Annotated in this window: 14 protein-coding genes; 6 read left to right on the top strand and 8 right to left on the bottom strand. The window is 73.8% G+C overall.

The features are described 5' to 3' along the window. Positions 1–91 precede the first annotated feature (91 nt). A complete protein-coding gene (locus PUR56_RS21415; RefSeq protein WP_329950088.1) occupies positions 92–664 on the top strand; it encodes a 3'-5' exonuclease in 573 nt (190 codons plus the stop codon). Positions 665–783: 119 nt separating this feature from the next. Then, positions 784–1,608 carry a lipase family protein gene (locus PUR56_RS21420; RefSeq protein WP_329950089.1) on the top strand — a complete coding sequence of 275 codons (825 nt, stop codon included), beginning with the start codon at positions 784–786 and terminating at the stop codon, positions 1,606–1,608. Here the strand turns inward: PUR56_RS21420 and PUR56_RS21425 are convergent. The 7 genes from PUR56_RS21425 to PUR56_RS21455 form a co-directional block, all read right to left on the bottom strand. Beyond that, complete coding sequence (locus PUR56_RS21425; protein WP_329950090.1) at positions 1,547–1,975, bottom strand: iron chelate uptake ABC transporter family permease subunit; 429 nt, start codon at positions 1,973–1,975, stop codon at positions 1,547–1,549. The genes PUR56_RS21420 and PUR56_RS21425 overlap by 62 nt on opposite strands. A 76-nt stretch (positions 1,976–2,051) precedes the next feature. Continuing rightward, positions 2,052–2,609, bottom strand: a complete 558-nt coding sequence (locus PUR56_RS21430; protein ID WP_329950091.1) for a hypothetical protein — start codon at positions 2,607–2,609, stop codon at positions 2,052–2,054. A 258-nt stretch (positions 2,610–2,867) separates the two neighbouring features. Next, the gene (locus PUR56_RS21435; protein WP_329950092.1) at positions 2,868–3,524 is read right to left on the bottom strand and encodes a LysE family transporter; all 657 of its coding nucleotides are present in this window, start codon (positions 3,522–3,524) and stop codon (positions 2,868–2,870) included. Between the two features lie 194 nt (positions 3,525–3,718). Further along, positions 3,719–5,068, bottom strand: coding sequence for a GH1 family beta-glucosidase (locus PUR56_RS21440; protein ID WP_329950093.1), 1,350 nt, complete (start codon positions 5,066–5,068; stop codon positions 3,719–3,721). A 38-nt stretch (positions 5,069–5,106) separates the two neighbouring features. Beyond that, positions 5,107–5,949 (bottom strand): carbohydrate ABC transporter permease, encoded by an 843-nt coding sequence (locus tag PUR56_RS21445; RefSeq protein ID WP_329880958.1) that lies wholly within the window; start codon positions 5,947–5,949, stop codon positions 5,107–5,109. Further along, on the bottom strand, positions 5,946–6,965 hold the full coding sequence (locus PUR56_RS21450) for a carbohydrate ABC transporter permease (protein WP_329950094.1): 1,020 nt from the start codon (positions 6,963–6,965) through the stop codon (positions 5,946–5,948). Before PUR56_RS21450 ends, PUR56_RS21445 begins: the two co-directional genes overlap by 4 nt. 1 nt (position 6,966) lies before the next feature. Next, positions 6,967–8,280, bottom strand: a complete 1,314-nt coding sequence (locus tag PUR56_RS21455) for an ABC transporter substrate-binding protein (RefSeq protein ID WP_329950095.1) — start codon at positions 8,278–8,280, stop codon at positions 6,967–6,969. 194 nt (positions 8,281–8,474) lie between these two features. On the opposite strand from PUR56_RS21455, the gene PUR56_RS21460 reads away from it, so the two are divergent. From PUR56_RS21460 to PUR56_RS21475, 4 genes are all read left to right on the top strand, one after another. After that, positions 8,475–9,731, top strand: a complete 1,257-nt coding sequence (locus PUR56_RS21460; protein WP_329950096.1) for an ROK family transcriptional regulator — start codon at positions 8,475–8,477, stop codon at positions 9,729–9,731. A gap of 417 nt (positions 9,732–10,148) precedes the next feature. Further along, positions 10,149–12,404, top strand: coding sequence for a discoidin domain-containing protein (locus PUR56_RS21465; RefSeq protein ID WP_329950097.1), 2,256 nt, complete (start codon positions 10,149–10,151; stop codon positions 12,402–12,404). Positions 12,405–12,569: 165 nt separating this feature from the next. Beyond that, a complete protein-coding gene (locus PUR56_RS21470; protein WP_329880964.1) occupies positions 12,570–12,830 on the top strand; it encodes a GlsB/YeaQ/YmgE family stress response membrane protein in 261 nt (86 codons plus the stop codon). A 58-nt stretch (positions 12,831–12,888) separates the two neighbouring features. After that, positions 12,889–13,230 carry a PRC-barrel domain containing protein gene (locus PUR56_RS21475; protein WP_329950098.1) on the top strand — a complete coding sequence of 114 codons (342 nt, stop codon included), beginning with the start codon at positions 12,889–12,891 and terminating at the stop codon, positions 13,228–13,230. Between the two features lie 22 nt (positions 13,231–13,252). On the opposite strand, the gene PUR56_RS21480 is transcribed toward PUR56_RS21475, so the two are convergent. Continuing rightward, complete coding sequence (locus PUR56_RS21480) at positions 13,253–14,620, bottom strand: cytochrome P450 (protein WP_329950099.1); 1,368 nt, start codon at positions 14,618–14,620, stop codon at positions 13,253–13,255. Positions 14,621–14,874 lie beyond the last annotated feature (254 nt).

Below are 14,874 nucleotides of genomic sequence, written 5' to 3' on the forward strand. Positions count from 1 at the left end.
GCGGCCGCGCCCCCGGTGTGCCACCCCGGCCGGGGGCGCGGCGGCAGGAAATCCGGGTGACGGGTGGCCGTCGTCTCCCTACCCTCGGGGCATGAAGAGTGTCGGGGGACTGCTGAACGTCGTGGACGTCGAAGCGACCTGCTGGGAGGGACAGCCGCCGCCCGGGGCGGTGAACGAGATCATCGAGATCGGGCTGACCGTGGTCGACCTCGGGACGGGGGAACGGGTCGGGCGGCACCGCATCCTGGTGAAGCCCGCACGGTCCGCCGTCAGCGAGTTCTGCACGGAACTCACCGGGCTGACCCAGGCCGAGGTCGACACCGGCCTCGACTTCGCCTCGGCCTGCCGACTGCTCGCCGCCGACCACCGGGCCGGGGCCCTGCCGTGGGCGAGCTGGGGCGACTACGACCGGAAACAGTTCACCCGGCAGTGCAAGGCCACCGGCACCGCGTACCCCTTCGGGCACCGGCACACCAACGCCAAGGCGGTGTTCACCGAGGCACACGGGCTGCGCAAGCGCCCCGGGATGGCCCAGGCCCTGGAGATCGCCGGGCTGCCGCTCGAAGGACGCCACCACAGCGGCGAGGACGACGCCTGGAACATCGCCGCGCTGGTCCTCGGCCTGGCCGCCCGGGGCGCCTGGCCAGGAGGGACGGCCGGTTGACGAGGGCGCGGCCGTACGGGTGGTTCCGGACCCGGACGGTTCGTGTTCGTCCGTGTGCGGCGCTAGGTTGCTGGGCGACCCGCTGAGACCCACTGAGGCCCGCTCCCCGGAGGACACCGATGGCCATCCCCGCCCTGGACCACTCGACGACCGGCTACTCCCTCCCGCACGCCTACTGGATGGCGCAGGCCGCCGGACTGGCCTCGCTGGACCGGGCCGGCATCGAGGAGACGGCCCGGTCCTGGGGCTTCGACGAGGTACGGCACTTCGAGTCGACGCACCGGATGCCGTTCCCGATCGAGGACACCCAGGCCTACGTCATGGCCGGCGACCGCATGATCGTCGCCGGATTCCGGGGCACCGAGGTGCTGAAGATCCGTGACTGGCTCAGCGACGTCAGCACCCCGCCCGTCCCCGGCCCGGCGAACAAGGGCTTCGTGCACTACGGCTTCCACCAGGCCTTGCAGTCCGTCTACCCGCAGATCCGCGACACCGTCCGCGACCTGCGCACGGACGATCAGACGGTCTGGTTCACCGGCCACAGCCTCGGTGGCGCGCTCGCCATGCTGGCCGGCGCCCGCTGGTACTTCGAGGCGCCGCAGCTGCTGCCCGACGGCGTCTACACCTTCGGCCAGCCCCGCACCTGCGAGCGGCTGCTCGCGGGCGCCCACAACACGGCCTTCAGGAACCGCTGTTACCGCTTCGTCAACAACAACGACATCGTCCCGCAGCTCCCGCCGGAGCCGGTCTTCACGCACGTCGAGGCGCTGCGCCACTTCGACGCCGACGGGAGGCTCCACGAGCGCATGCCGCTCGTCGCCGGGCTGAAGGACCGTGCCAAGGGCGTGCGCGCCGACCTGTTCGCCCCCGAGACGGACGGGATCAAGGACCACCACCTGCCCAACTACCTGGCCGCGTTCGAGAAGAACCTCGCCCAGGTCTGACGGGAGCCCCGCCGAGGCGTGGACCGCCCCCCGGCGTGGCGGGAGGCGGCCGTCCGGGCGGTCGGCGCCGACCGGCGCCGACCGCGACGGCCGGTAGTGCGCCGGTCGCGGCCCCTGGGTGAGGCCGAGGATGTCGGGACTGCCGGACCTGGAGGACGGGGCCGGAGAGCGCGAGCGCGGCGCCGGCGAGCAGGGCCGTGACCGCGCGCGGCAGCCGCAGCTCGTTGACGACGAAGTCCGCCGCCGGGTCGCCCCCGCCGGTGAGGGCGCGGATCACCTCGACGGGGCCGAGCGGGTAGTCGCCCCGGCCGAGGGTGACGACGGCGAGCGCGAGCGCGGCGAGCACGCAGGCGGTGTCGGTGGTCACCGCCCGGGGGCTGTAGCGGAGGGAGAGGCCGCCGGGACGGCGGCTCCGGCCGGTCGCCGGCCGGTCGTGGCGGGGCCTAGCTGGGGAAGGGCCAGACCGGGCACCACGGCGGGATGTACTGGCCGGGGTAGGGCGGGCCCCACGGCGGACAGGGGAAGGGGTCGGGGGCGGGCGGCGCGGAGGTCCAGAGGACCCTGCCGTTGCGCTCGACCGCGATGGCGCCCTCGTTGTAGACCGTCAGCTCGGCCCCGGGGTTGCCACCGGTCCCGCTCCACCAGAGCGGGGTGTTGTCGGCCGCGTAGACCACGAGGTTGCCGTCGCCCTGCATGGCGAGGATGTTGCCGTTGGGCATGGCGCCGCGGGCCACCCAGATGGGGGTGGTGTCGCGGTAGAGGACCACGTTGCCGTCGCCCTGCATGGCCAGCATGATGCGGCCGTTCGGCGAGTACCAGCCCTGGTTGCGGTTGAGCACGCTGTTCATCGGGATGCGGGTGGGCGGTGAGAGCGCGGCGGCCACGGCGGGTGGGGCGGCCGGGGCCGTCGGCGCGGCCTGGGCGGCGCCCGTGGCGAGGGTGCCGAACCCTATCGCGGCGGTGGCCGCCAGGGCGGCGGCTCGTAGGAGGGTGCTGGTCATGGGAGGGCTTCGGGTCCTTCCGGGCGAGGGCTGACAGGCTTGCTCCGGCGCACATCTGACGGAGCGTCGGATGCGTCCGTGCGCCGGGCGCCAGGCTATGGCAGCCGGACCGGAGGGGAGAGGCAGAACCACCGGCAGCTTCGCCCCGGCCGATCCGTCCGCCGCCGGGGTACGACCCCGTACGAGGACGGTCCGCCGGCAGGCCCGGCCGGGCGCCCGACCCCGTGTGCCGTTCCGACGGGATCCGATCGAGCCGGCCTAGCGGGACCAGACGAGCCGGACGGCGAGGCCGAGGACGACGGCGTTGCCCGCCAGGCCGGTGACGAGCCGGCCGCGTGAGCCGGTGAGGACGCGGCGCAGGAGGACGCCGCCGGACGCGAGCAGTGCCTGCCAGCTCGCGGAGGCGGCGAACGCGGCGAGGACGAACACCAGGCCGGGTCCGAGGGAGCCGGGGCCGGTCCGCCCGCCGACGACCAGGGCGCCGAAGTAGACCACGGTCAGCGGATTGAGCAGGGTCAGGCCGACCAGGGCCGTGTAGGTGCGCCACGGTGAGCCCGGTGGACTCGACGAGGCGGACGGGGGCCCGGCCGACGGGTCCTCGGGCCCGCCGCCCCGCTCGTGCCGGTACGCGCGGAGCGCGCCGCGCAGACCGCGCACGGCGAGTACGGCGAGCACCCCGGCGGCGAGGAGCTCCAGGTACCCGGCGGCCGGGGTGACGAGCCGGGCGACGGCCGCCCCGCCGAGCATCGCCGCCAGTGCGTAGAGGCCGTCGGCGGTGGCCACGCCCAGGGCGGCGGCCATGCCCCGGCCGAGCGAGACGCGCGAGGCGAGGGTGACGATCATGACGGAGATCGCGCCGACGGGCATGGCGATGCCGTAGCCGGCGAGGAGTCCGGAGAGCAGGGCGTCGGTCATCTGGGCGGTCCGAGTTCTGAGGGGCGGTCCGGCGCGGAGGGGCGGTCCGGCGCGGGGCGTCCGGGTGCCCCGGAGCGTAGCCCCGGCCCGTCCGCCCGGACCACCGGTTTTCGGTCGCCGGGGAGCCCGCCGCCGGCCGGTGCCGCGGCGTGCGGGCCCGCACGCCCGCACGCCCGTAACGCACCCGGCCGGCGTCAGCGCCGTCGGTGGGCGGCGATCAGGTCGGCGTAGCGCAGACCGCTGCTCTTGACGGTGCGGCGCTGGCTCGGGTAGTCGACGTGGACGAGCCCGAAGCGCTTGTCGTAGCCGTACGCCCACTCGAAGTTGTCCAGCAGCGACCAGGCGAAGTACCCGGCCAGCGGGGCGCCCTGGGCGGTGGCGCGGGCACAGGCGGCGAGGTGCCGTTCGAGGTAGGCGGTGCGCTCGGGGTCGTGGACGCTGCCGTCGGGGGCGACGACGTCGGGGTAGGCGGCGCCGTTCTCGGTGACGTAGATCCGCTCCGCGCCGTACTCGTGGGTGAGGCGGAGCAGCAGCTGTTCCAGGCCGGGGGCGTGCACCTCCCAGGGCATGGCGGTCCGTTCGGGGTTGGGGCCGGGGAGCTGGCGGACGTACGGGGCGGGGCCGGTGGGGTCGTCGGCGACGATCTGGCGGAAGTAGTAGTTGAGGCCGAGCCAGTCGAGCGGGGCGGCGACCAGTTCCGCGTCGCCGTCGCGCTCGGGGAGGTCGACGCCGTAGACCTCGCGCATGTCCTTGGGGTAGCCGCGGCCGAGGACGGGGTCCAGCCACCAGCGGTTGACGTGGCCGTCGGCGCGGACGGCGGCGGCGTGGTCGGCCTCGGAGCCGGTGGCGGGCTCGATCGGGCTCAGGTTGTTGACGATGCCGATCCGGGCGTCGCGGACGGTCTCGCGCAGCACCTGGACGGCCAGTCCGTGGCCGAGGTGCAGGTGGTAGGAGGCGCGGACGGCGGCCGTGAGGTCGGTCAGTCCGGGGGCCATGGCGCCGTCGAGGTGGCCGATCCAGGCGGAGCAGAGCGGCTCGTTGAGGGTCGCCCAGTCGGTGACCCGGTCGCCGAGGCGGGCGGCGACGACGGCGGTGTACTCGGCGAAGCGTTCGGCCGTCTCGCGGACGGGCCAGCCGCCGCGGTCCTGCTGGGCCTGCGGGAGGTCCCAGTGGTAGAGGGTCGGGAAGGGCCTGATGCCGGCGGCGAGCAGGGCGTCGACCAGGCGGTCGTAGAAGTCGAGGCCGGCCGGGTTGACGCGGTCGTCGGCCTGCGGCACCACGCGGGGCCAGGCGATCGAGAACCGGTAGGCGTCGAGGCCGAGTCGCCGCATCACCGCGACGTCCTCGGGCCACCGCCGGTAGTGGTCGCACGCGGTGTCGCCGGTGTCGCCGCCCGCGACCCTGCCGGGGGTGTGGGAGTAGGTGTCCCAGATGGAGGGGGCGCGGCCGTCGGCGTCCGTGGCGCCCTCGATCTGGTAGGCGGCGGTGGCCGCGCCCCAGAGGAAGTCGTCGGGGAGGGAACTCAGCGCACTGAGGTCGGTCACGGGGTGCCCTTCGGGGGTCTGCGGGACGGGGGAGGGTGTCACTTGACGGCTCCGGCGGTGAGGCCGGCGACCAGGTAGCGCTGGAGCAGCAGGAAGCCGGCCACCACGGGCACGCTCACCACCAGCGAGGCCGCCATCACCTGGTTCCAGTAGACGTCGTTGAGGGTGGCGTAGCCCTGGAGGCCGACGGCGAGGGTGCGGGTCGCGTCGTCGGTGAGCACGGAGGCGAAGAGCACCTCTCCCCAGGCCGTCATGAAGGCGTACACCGCGACGGCGACGATGCCCGGCACCGCGGCCGGGACGATGATCCGGACCAGGGCCTGGAGCGGTCCGCAGCCGTCGACCAGCGCCGCCTCGTCGAGGTCGCGGGGGATCGAGTCGAAGTAGCCGACCAGCATCCAGATCGAGAACGGCAGCGAGAAGGTCAGGTAGGTGAGGATCAGGCCGCCGCGGCTGCCGTACAGCGGGATGCCGGTCGCGTTGCCGACGTTGACGAAGATCAGGAAGAGCGGCAGCAGGAACAGGATGCCGGGGAACATCTGGGTGGAGAGCACGGTCACGGTGAACATCCGCCGTCCCCGGAAGCGGTAGCGGCTGACCGCGTACGCCGCGAGGATCGCGACCAGGACCGAGCAGACCGTCGCCCCGCCGGCCACGATCAGCGAGTTGACCAGGTACCGGCCGAGCGGGACGGTCCGCCAGATGTCGAGGTAGGGGCGGAAGGTGACGGTGCTCGGGATCCAGCGGAACGGCCCCTGGACGTCCCGGAGCGGTTTGAGCGAGCTGCTCAGCATCACCAGGACGGGGACGAGGGCGAAGACGGCGAGCGCGCCGAGGACGATCCACCGGGTCCGGCGGAAGGAGGCGGGCGGGTTGATCATGCTGCGTCCTTCCGGCGCGAGGTGAGCAGGAGGTAGCCGGAGGTCACCAGCAGCAGGAACAGCAGCAGCAGGACGGACATCGCCGAGCCCGCGCCGAAGTTCCAGGTGACGAAGGACGACTGGTAGATGTGGACGGACACGAGGTCGGCGGCCTCCGGGGCCGAGCGGCCGAAGAGCACGTACGGCGTGTTGAAGTCGTTGAAGGTCCAGAGGAACAGGACCAGCACCAGTACCAGGTTGACCGGGCGCAGCGAGGGCAGGGTGATCCGGCGGATCTGCTGCCAGATCCCGGCGCCGTCCAGCGCGGCGGCCTCGTAGAGCTCGCGGGGGATGTTCTGCAGCCCCGCGGTGAGAGTGAGGAAGGCGAACGGCCAGCTGCGCCAGACCGACACGGTGACCAGCGCGGTGAAGCTGTTGTCGCCGATCAGCCAGAACGGCTTGTCGTCGACGAGGTGGAGCTGGTCGTGGAGGACGTGGTTGATCAGGCCGGTGTCCCGCTGGAACATGAACGACCAGGTGATGACGGCGGCGTAGACCGGCAGTGCGTACGGGAGCAGGAACACGGCGCGCAGCAGGCCCCGGCCGCGGAAGGAGCCCTGGGTCAGGACGGCCGCCGCCGTGCCGATCAGCCAGGAGAGGCCGACGGTGAGGACGGTGAACGCGCAGGTGACCCAGAACGAGTGCAGCAGGGCGCGGCCGACGGGCGCGTGGAAGTCCACCGCCGTACGGTAGTTGGCGAGCCCGGCCCAGGGGGCGGCGGACCAGTCGCGGATGAAGAACTGGGTGAGCCGCTTGAGGCTCATGGTGGCGCCGACGACCATCGGGAGCAGGTGGACGACGAGTTCGAGGACGAGGGCGGGGAGCAGCAGCAGATAGGGGAGTGCGGTGCGGGGCGGGCGGAGGCGGCCGAGCCGGGTGGGGGTGCGCGGGGCGGGGGCACCCGGGCGGGCTGCGGCCGGTGCGGGGGCGGCCGGGACAGGGGCGGCAGGGGTGCGGGCGGCGGGGGTCCGGGTCACGTCACTTGGCCGGCATCTGCTGCTGGGCCTTGGTGAGTTCGGCCTTCACGGAGCCGTCGGTGGCGGGCCTGCCGGCGGCGGCCGCGGCGAGCAGGTTCTTGACGGCGGTGCCCACCAGGGTCTCGAACTGGCTCTCGTCGGCGACCTGCGGGAGCGGCAGCGCGCTGCCGGAGAGGACGGCGGTGAGGGCCTTGAGTTCGGGGGTGGCGAAGGCGGGGTCGGCCTGGGCGTCCTTGACCGGGGGGATCGAGCCGTAGGCCTTGTTGAGCCGGGTCTGCTCCTCGGCGCCGGTCATGAACTTCACGAACGAGAGGGCCCCGTCGGTGTTCCGGGTGTTCTTGAAGACGGCGAGGTTGATCCCGGCGACCATCGAGGTGGTCGCGCGGTCGCCGGTGGCGCCGGCCGGCGCGGGGACGGGGGCGACGCCGTAGTCCTCGGGGTTCATGCCGTGCGAGGCGAGGTTGGCGCCGGCGGCCTGCCACATCAGCATGGCGGCCTTGCCGGTGGCGAAGTCGGTGACGGACTGGTTGTTGGCGTACTCGGCGTTGCCGGGCGCGACGATCTTCTCGGTGCCGAGCAGGTCGACGTACTGCTTGACGGCGGCGACGGCGCCCGCGCTGTCGAAGGCGGGTTCGCCGGTGGGGGAGAAGAAGTCGGTGCCGTGCTGCTTGGCGAGGGTGAAGGCGTGGTGGACGTTCTCGGAGACGTTGCCGCCTTCGAGGGCGAGGCCGTAGTGGCCTCCGGTGGTGAGCTTCCGCCCGTCGGCGACCAGTTCGTCCCAGGTGGCCGGGGGCCGCTCGATGCCGGCCTCGGCGAACAGCTTCTTGTTGTAGTAGAGGCCGTAGGCCATCGAGTAGAGCGGTACGGCGGCCGGGTCCTTCCCGGCCGCGCCGGCCGAGCCGAGGGCGGCGGGCAGGAAGCGGTCCTTGCCGCCGATCCGGTCGAAGGCGGCCCCGTCGAACGGGCGCAGGGCGCCGGTGGCCTGGAGCGAGGCGGACCAGGTGTTGCCGATGTTGAGGACGTCGGGGCCCTGGCCGGAGGTGGCCGCGGCGAGGATCCGGTTGAGCAGGTCGGACCAGGGGATGACCTCCAGCTTCACCTTGATGCCGGTCTGCTGCTCGAACCTTCTCAGCTCCGGCTCCAGGACCTGGCGGTCGTTCTCCAGGCTGGTGCCCTGGTTGGAGGCCCAGTAGGTGAGCGTGCCGGGGCTGCCGTCGCCCCCGCCGCCGGACGCGGACCCTCCGCCGCAGGCGGTGGCGGTGAGGACCAGGGTGGCGGCCAGGGCGGCCGTCGCGGCGGCGCGGCTGATGGGCATGGCGGATTGCCCCTCTCGGGTGTGGGCGGTACGGGTCGACGGCGGGTGCCGCTGTGCGGCGCGGTGCGGGGGGTCTTGTCTCGGGTGGTGAAGTTCCGTGCTCCACGGCTTACTTCAGGCCGTGATTTAACGTGTGAGAAAAGCTTCCGTCAAGGGTTCGGACAGCGATAGATTCGGATCAGGAGGGAGACCCCATGACCGCACGAGGCAAGAAGACGGTGCGTGACCTGCGCAGGGGCAGCCGGTCGACGCTGCTGCGGCGGCTGTACTTCGACGGGCCGCTCAGCCGCCAGGAGCTGGGGGTGATCACCGGGCTCAGCGCCGGTTCGATCAGCAACGTCACCGGCGAGCTGCTCGCCGACGGGCTGATCGAGGAGTGCGGCTCGGTCGAGTCGGACGGCGGGCGTCCCCGGATCCTGCTCCGGGTGGCCGCGGGCCGCGCCCACCTGGTCGGCGTGGACGTCGGGGAGACCCAGGTCCGGGTCGCCCTGTTCGACCTGGCCCGGACCGAGCTGGCCGCCAGCGACCGGCCGCTCGCCGGCCGCGGCCACGACGTCGACCACGTGGTCGAGCTGATCCTCGCCGGCCTGGCCGAGGTCCTGGAACGCACCGGCACCGACCCGGCCGGCGTGCTCGGTGTGGGCATCGGCGTCCCCGGCATCGTCGAGCAGGGGGAGCCGGCCTCGGACGGCCTCGGGATCGTCGTGCACGGGCAGACCGTGGGCTGGGACGCCGTCCCGCTCGGGCGGCTGCTGCGGGCCGGCACCGACCTGCCGCTCTTCGTCGACAACGGCGCCAAGACGCTCGGCCAGGCCGAGATGTGGTTCGGGGCCGGGCGCGGCCTCCGGCACGCGGTGATCGCCCTGTTCGGCTCGGGCGTCGGGGCCTGCGTGATCGCCGACGGCGCCCGCTTCCGGGGAGCCACCAGCAGCGCGGGAGAGTGGGGCCACACCAAGGTCCACGTCGGCGGACGCCGGTGCCGTTGCGGCGCACGCGGCTGCCTGGAGGCGTACGTCGGGGCCGAGGCGCTGGTCGAGCGGTGGGGCGCGGCGCCGCCCGGCGCCGGGGAGAAGGCCGGGCTCGCGGCCCTGCTGGCGGCGGCCGAGGCGGACGAGCCGGCGGCCGGTGCGATGCTCGCCGAGGCGGCGGAGTACCTGGGCGCGGCCATCGCGGACCTGGTGAACCTGTTCAACCCCGAGCGGATCGTGATCGGCGGCTGGGCGGGCCTGCTGCTCGGCCCCCGGCTGTTGCCCGCGATCCGCGCGGCGGCCACCGAGTACGCGCTGCGCTTCCCCCGCGAACAGACCTCGATCGTGCTCGGGACGCTCGGCCCGGAGGCGGTCACGGTCGGCGCGGCGACCCTGCCGCTCTCCGACTTCCTGGAGTCCGGGGGCGAGTTCCCGGGCCGGGCCGGGAGCTCGGCCCAGCCGCCGTCGGAGGTGCGGTCCTGACCTCGGAGTTCAGTGGAATTCGTTGCGGTACAAGCTAGTTCACGGTGTGAGTAAAGTCGGTGCGAAGGGTTGACACTCCGGATCGGGAGCCCTGAGACTCCCGGTCAGGAGGTGCTCCCCGGGCCCGGACAACGGGTCGGTGACACCCCGGTACGTGCCACGACGCGTGCCCCGCCACGGACCGCCGCACGTGCGGCGGTCCGCACCCCGACGTGTGGCCCGACACGTGGCCGGTACGTACCCCGGTGACCGCCCGTTGCGGCGGTCCGCGCTGCCCGGCCGCCCCACCCGAGCCGGCCGGCACGCGGATCCGCCGAGCCGCCCCACCGTTCCCCCATCGCCCGGTGCCCCACTGTGCCGGGCCGGGCACGGGCGTGCGCCCCCTCACCCACCGACCCCCACCCGGAGGAGCAGCCCATGAGGCTCACCTCGGCACGTCCACGTCCACGTCCACGTCCCGCCCCGGCCCCGGCCGCCCGGATCGGCCTGGCCCTGCTCGCGGCCGGCGCCCTCGCCCTGCCCGGGCCGGCCGCGCTCGCCGAGCCGGCCCACACCGGGTCCGCCCGGCCGGCGTCCGCGCAGGCCGCAGCCGACCGGGCAGCCGACCGGGCCGCCGACTGCGGCGCCGCCGACGCGGCGAAGGGGCGGCCCGCCACCGCCTCCTCCGTCGAGAACGGCGGCCTGTCCGCGGCCAACGCGGTGGACGGCGACCCCGGCACCCGCTGGTCCTCGGCGTTCGCGGACCCGCAGTGGCTCCAGGTCGACCTCGGCTCCGTCCGGCAGCTGTGCCGCGTCGAACTCGTCTGGGAGGCGGCGTACGGGCGCTCCTACCGGATCGAGACCTCGGACGACGGCACCACCTGGCGGACGCTGCACTCCACCGAGCACGGCACCGGCGGCACCGAGACCCTCACGGTCTCCGGGAGCGGGCGCTTCGTCCGGGTCAACGGGCTCGCCCGGGGCACCGGTTACGGCTACTCGCTCTGGGAGTTCCGGATCGCGGCCACCGACGGGCCGGGCGTGCCGCCGGTGCAGGGCGGCGGCGACCTCGGACCCAACGTGCTGGTCTTCGACCCCGCCACACCGGGCATCCAGGCCAAGGCCGACGAGATCTTCCGTCGGCAGGAGGCCAACCAGTTCGGGCCCGAGCGGTACGCGCTGCTCTTCAAGCCGGGCAGCTACCGCGACCTCAACGTCCAACTGGGCTTCTACACCTCGGTGTCCGGCCTCGGCCTGAAGCCCGACGACACCACGATCAACGGCGACGTCACCGTGGACGCCGGCTGGTTCAACGGCAACGCGACCCAGAACTTCTGGCGCTCCGCCGAGAACCTGGCGCTCAACCCGGTCAACGGCACCGACCGCTGGGCCGTCGCCCAGGCCGCGCCGTTCCGCCGGATGCACGTCCGCGGCGGTCTCAACCTCGCCCCGAACGGCTACGGATGGGCCAGCGGCGGCTACATCGCCGACAGCCGGATCGACGGCGGTATCGGCAACTACTCGCAACAGCAGTGGTACACCCGGGACAGCGCGATCGGCGGCTTCTCCAACGGGGTGTGGAACCAGGTGTTCTCCGGCGTCCAGGGCGCGCCCGCGCAGGGCTTCCCCAACCCGCCCTACACCACGCTCGACACCACCCCGGTCTCGCGCGAGAAGCCCTTCCTCTACCTCGACGGCAACGAGTACCGGGTCTTCGTCCCGGCCAGGCGCACCGACGCCCGCGGCGTCTCCTGGGACGGCGTCCCGCAGGGCACCTCGCGACCGCTCACGCAGTTCTACCTGGTCAAGCCCGGGGCCACCGCCGCCACCATCAACACCGCGCTCGCGCAGGGCCTGGACCTGCTCTTCACCCCCGGCGTCTACCACGTCGACCGGCCGATCGAGGTGACCAGGCCCGGCACGGTGGTGCTCGGCCTCGGCCTGGCCACCGTGGTGCCCGACCACGGGGTGACCGCGATCCGGGTCGCCGACGTGGACGGCGTCCGGCTGGCCGGCCTGCTGGTCGACGCCGGACCCGTCAACTCGGCGACGCTGGTGCAGATCGGCCCGGACAACGCCGCCGCCGACCACGCGGCGGACCCGACCACCCTCCAGGACGTCTTCGTCCGGGTCGGCGGGGCGGGTCCCGGATCGGCGACCACCGGGATCGTCGTCAACAGCGACGACGTCGTCATCGACCACACCTGGATCTGGCGCGCCGACCACGGCGCGGGCGTGGGGTGGACCGTCAACCCCTCCGACTACGGCCTGCTGGTCCGCGGCGACGACGTGCTCGCCACCGGCCTCTTCGTCGAGCACTTCAAGAAGTACGACGTCGAGTGGACCGGCGAGCGCGGTCGGACGATCTTCTACCAGAACGAGATCGCCTACGACGCCCCGAACCAGGCGGCCGTGCAGAACGGCGCCACCAAGGGCTTCGCCGCGTACAAGGTGGGCGACGACGTCGCCGTCCACGAGGGGTGGGGCCTCGGCAGCTACTGCTACTTCAACGTGGACCCGACGATCCGGATGGACCACGGATTCGAGGCACCGGTCCGGCCGGGCGTGCGGTTCCACGGGCTGTCGGTGGTCTCGCTCGGCGGCAACGGCCAGTTCGAGCACGTGATCAACGGCACCGGCGGCGCCACCTCGGGCACCTCCACCGTTCCGTCGACGGTGGTGTCCTTTCCCTGACCCGACGACCCCCTGACGTCGTGGCCCGGCCGCAGCACCGGCCGGGTCACCGGCGCGTCCGCGCCGCGCGCCGATCCGGGAGGAGTGGAACCGCCGGACGGGGGCAGACGGTGGACGCCCCCGCCGGACGGCCGGGGCGTACGGAGCCGAACAGGAGGCCTACTCATGACCCTGATCTGGGCACTCGTCGTCGGGCTGGTCGTCGGCCTGCTCGCCAAGCTCGTCCTGCCGGGCCGGCAGCCCGTGCCGCTCTGGCTCACGATCCTGCTGGGACTGGTCGGCGCCCTCGTCGGCAACGCCCTCGCCGGCGCGCTGGGCGTGCGGCACACCGGTGGCGTCGACTGGATCCGCCACCTGCTCCAGGTCGGTGTCGCCGCGGCTCTCATCTCCTTCACCACCGCGGCCCAGGTCGGCCGGCGCCGCTGACCCCCGCGCGACCGGCCGCGCAGGGACCCGAACACCGCTGGAAGGAAAAGGAGTTCAGATGAGCGACAGCAACGGTCTGTGGCGCTACCTCGGCGGATCCGGGCACGAAGCCGCCCTCGACCTCACCGGCTTCGCGGTCCACGCCCTCGACGGCTACGTGGGCAAGGTGGACCGGCACACCGTCGAGGTCGACGCCGCCTACCTGGTGGTCGACACCGGGTGGCTCTTCGGCCACCAGGTGCTGCTGCCCGCCGGCACCGTGACGAAGATCGACCCGGCCGAACGGATCGTCCACATCGGCCGGACGAAGAGCGACATCAGGTCGGCACCGCCGTTCCTGAACGCCCTGGACCCGGCCTACTTCCAACTCCTCGGCGGCTACTACGGCCCGCTCGCCTAGGAGCCGTCCGGTACCCCGGCGGTCACGGCCCCGTGAGGACTGCCGGGGTCGGGCCGTCGGGGCGGACGGTGATGCTGTAGGTGGCCCCGGCGGGGGTGCTCAGGAACTCCACCCGGTGCGCGGGGAGCAGGAGTTCGAGCACCGCGGTGGACTCGCGCAGGGCGAACTGGGTGCCCAGGCAGGCGCGGGCGCCGAGGCCGAACGGGAAGTAGGCGGCCAGGTGTGCGGGGCGGGCGCCTCCGGCGGTGAACCGGGTCGGGTCGAAGTGGCCGGGGTCGGGCCAGAGCGCCGGGTCGCGGTGCGTGAGGTACGGGCAGACCAGCAGGTCGGTGCCGGCCTCGACGCGGTGGCCGGCCAGGGTGTCGTCGGTGAGGGCGTGCCGGGGGAGGATCCAGGCCGACGGGTAGAGCCGGAGCGTCTCGGCGACCAGGGCCTGGACGGCCTCGCGCCGTTCGGGGGAGCCCTCGGGACCGGCGGCGAGGGCCCACGTGCGCGCCTCGGGGTTCCGGTCGAGGAGCAGGTAGAGCCAGGTGAGCGTGGTGGCGGTGGTCTCGTGGCCGGCGACCAGCAGCGTGACGAGCTCGTCGCGGATCAGCCGGTCGGTGTACGCGGGGTCGTGCTCGGCGGCGTCGAGCAGGACGCGCAGCACGCCGGGTCCGTCGGGACCGTCCTCCCGGTGGCGGGCCGTGTCGATGGCGGCGTGCGCGACCGCGTCGATCCGGGCGAGGTCGGCGGCGACGGCCTCGTGGGCCCGGTCGCCGTCGGAGGGCAGCTGGGGGAGGGCGGCCACCACGGCGGCGATGCGGTCGAGTTCGTGGGCGGTGGCCGGGTCGAGCGGGTGGCCGGTGAGGGCCCGCCAGATGGTGTCGAGGGCGAAGTGCCGCATCTCGTCGCCGACGTCGAGGGTCTCGCCGGTGCGGGCGTACGCCGCCCAGCGGTCGGCGGCCCGGTGGGCGGCGGCGGCGATCCGCTGCTCGTGGCGGCGCATCCCGGTCCCGGTGAACTGGGCCTGGAGCGCTCGGCGTTGGTTCCGCCAGGCGTCACCGGTGGCGGAGAGGACGCCCTCGCCGGTGAGGACCCGGGCGCGGTGGGAGCGCTTGACGTAGCGCGCGGGGTGGCGGCCGAGCACGTGCTGGACGGCCTCCGGGTCGGTGACCAGCACGGTGGGCCGGGGCCCGATCCGGAACGCGGCGACGCCGCCGAGGTGCCGGTGGGCGCGGGACAGCAGGTCGACCAGCTCCGCCTCCTCGGTGCGCCACTCCTCGACCGCCTCGGCGGGGAGCTCGGGAACGGGCGCGGGAGCGGTACCCCCGCTGCCCCCGCTGCCCCCGGTGGGTGCTTCGTCGGAGCCTGCGGGGCGGTCGGGGCCGGGGTGCGCGGTGGTGGTCACGGGTGCCTCCTCGGTCGGGGACCGGCGTGGGGTCCGCGCCGACTCTACGTCAGCCCGCCGGTGTGCGGTGACGCTCCGGTCACCGGGCGTCACCCCGACGGGGAGGTCCCCGGAGCGCTTCCCGGAGTGCTTCGCGGAGCGGGAGGTCCCCGGAGCGGTGACGGGGCGCCGGGAGGGCCGGCGCGGAGCCGGGGCGCACAAAGCGGCGGTGCCGCGGTTCGTCCCCCTCGACGAACCGCGGCACCGCCTGTGTC

The organism is Streptomyces sp. BE303, from assembly GCF_036290945.1.
In the GTDB taxonomy this organism is placed as follows: Bacteria; Actinomycetota; Actinomycetes; order Streptomycetales; family Streptomycetaceae; genus Kitasatospora.

Excerpts from the sequence above, each read along its gene's own strand:
- PUR56_RS21465 (WP_329950097.1), top strand. The coding sequence starts at position 10,149 with ATGAGGCTCACCTCGGCACGTCCACGTCCACGTCCACGTCCCGCCCCG.
- PUR56_RS21445 (WP_329880958.1), bottom strand. The coding sequence starts at position 5,949 with ATGATCAACCCGCCCGCCTCCTTCCGCCGGACCCGGTGGATCGTCCTC.
- PUR56_RS21420 (WP_329950089.1), top strand. The coding sequence starts at position 784 with ATGGCCATCCCCGCCCTGGACCACTCGACGACCGGCTACTCCCTCCCG.
- PUR56_RS21430 (WP_329950091.1), bottom strand. The coding sequence starts at position 2,609 with ATGACCAGCACCCTCCTACGAGCCGCCGCCCTGGCGGCCACCGCCGCG.
- PUR56_RS21475 (WP_329950098.1), top strand. The coding sequence starts at position 12,889 with ATGAGCGACAGCAACGGTCTGTGGCGCTACCTCGGCGGATCCGGGCAC.
- PUR56_RS21435 (WP_329950092.1), bottom strand. The coding sequence starts at position 3,524 with ATGACCGACGCCCTGCTCTCCGGACTCCTCGCCGGCTACGGCATCGCC.
- PUR56_RS21470 (WP_329880964.1), top strand. The coding sequence starts at position 12,570 with ATGACCCTGATCTGGGCACTCGTCGTCGGGCTGGTCGTCGGCCTGCTC.
- PUR56_RS21415 (WP_329950088.1), top strand. The coding sequence starts at position 92 with ATGAAGAGTGTCGGGGGACTGCTGAACGTCGTGGACGTCGAAGCGACC.
- PUR56_RS21455 (WP_329950095.1), bottom strand. The coding sequence starts at position 8,280 with ATGCCCATCAGCCGCGCCGCCGCGACGGCCGCCCTGGCCGCCACCCTG.
- PUR56_RS21460 (WP_329950096.1), top strand. The coding sequence starts at position 8,475 with ATGACCGCACGAGGCAAGAAGACGGTGCGTGACCTGCGCAGGGGCAGC.